At 72.1% G+C, this 1433-nt stretch carries 2 protein-coding genes; both read right to left on the reverse strand.

Annotated elements, in window-relative coordinates:
- Positions 1–169: 169 nt before the first annotated feature.
- Complete coding sequence (locus GRC12_RS44430) at positions 170–625, reverse strand: helix-turn-helix domain-containing protein (protein ID WP_208786093.1); 456 nt, start codon at positions 623–625, stop codon at positions 170–172.
- 212 nt (positions 626–837) lie between these two features.
- Entirely contained in the window at positions 838–1287 is a 450-nt protein-coding gene (locus GRC12_RS44435) for a DUF3017 domain-containing protein (RefSeq protein ID WP_133043521.1), read from the reverse strand.
- Between the last annotated feature and the right edge of the window lie 146 nt (positions 1288–1433).

Here is a 1433-nt window from a genome sequence, read left to right on the forward strand (position 1 = left end):
ATAAGAGACAGGAGTGGGGGCGCACGGGTGCATCCGCGGTCGGACTCGCCCACGCTAGCCCTCCCCTCGAACAATCCCGTGTCAGAGACGCAAACTTGCCAATACATCGACACAGCAGCCACACATGGACAACCCCACTCGTCCCGGACGCTCCCCTGGCCACGGCACCTCATCCCAGGGCGACCACGCCCACGACCGCGATCAGCGCGGTGAGGACGAGCAGCAGCACCGCGTACCTCAGCAGCCGCCCCCCGGCCGAGGACGGTGCCGGTTCCGGGGTGTCCCACCAGGGCAGCGTGGGGTCGTCCTCGTACTCGCCCGTCCCCTGGTCCTCCGCGGGTCTCGCCGGCCGGGGCCAGGCCTGGACCGCCAGTTCCCAGCGGACGACGAAGCGCTCGGCGTCCGGCTCGGGCAGGCCCGCGATCCGGCACAGCGCGGCCACGGCCTGGCGGGGCGGAGGCTGGGTGCCGTTGAGATAGCGGTGCCAGGAGGACTTGCTGTACGCGGTCCTGGAGCCGAGCGCGACGAGACTGAGCCCCGTCCGGTCCTTGAGGAGCCGCAACTGCTCCACGAAGTGCCGCACCTCCGGCGGCATGTCCCCCGCCAGCGGCTGCCAGCCGCCCATCGCACACCTCCCGCATCGTTCTGAGCAGGTGACGACGCCGGTTCACCGATGGTTCCCGGGTGCCGTGCGCGTACCGGAACGGTCACTTCCGTGCCACAGCGCGCCGACAGCCGTTGAACAGGCCCTTCGCCGTGCAGGAGGGTGGTTCCCGCGACGGCCCGTCCTTGCTCGGGGGAGAGGACGGGCCGTCGTCGTGCCGGGTTCCTTGCCGACTAACTGCTGCTCACCGTGAAGTGCAGCGTGTCCTTGAGGAACGGGATCTGCAGCCAGGGGTTGGGCTGCACCATCAGCGCCAGCAGCACGATCGCCAGGCCGAGGCCGCCGTAGGTGACGATGTCGGTGAACCGGGAGCGGACCGCGAGCATGCCGACGTCGGGCAGGACCCAGCGCAGCACGGCACCGGCCACCAGGGCGCAGCCGATCAGCAGGGTGCCGTAGCGGAAGGCGTCGAATGCGGTCAGCAGCAGGCCCAGCCCGACGACGCCGAGCACGGCGAGGATCGGCCACTGCCGCGCGGGCGCGGGAGCGTCACCGGGCGCGGCCCGGCCACCGCCCTCGGGACGCGCGGTGTCCCGCGTGAACAGCGGAAAGCGCCGGGTGGTACGACGCGGCACACCTTCGGCATCGGGAGCACTGATGGCATCCCGCACGGTCTCCTCCACGACGTCCTCAGCCTCGCTCTCGCCCCCGCGATGCGCAGAGCCGCCGCCGGACAAGTCCCGGCCGCCCCCGGGGCCGCGCCGCGAGGTGCCCCCGCCGACGCCTGACGCCCCCGCATCACCCTTCGCGACGCCCCGCGAAGCGACCC

The organism is Streptomyces griseorubiginosus (genome assembly GCF_017614965.1).
GTDB classification, from domain to species: domain Bacteria; phylum Actinomycetota; class Actinomycetes; order Streptomycetales; family Streptomycetaceae; genus Streptomyces; species Streptomyces griseorubiginosus_B.

What these genes read in the sequence shown, in the direction of transcription:
- GRC12_RS44430 (WP_208786093.1), bottom strand. Translation starts at nt 625, where the DNA reads ATGGGCGGCTGGCAGCCGCTGGCGGGGGACATGCCGCCGGAGGTGCGG.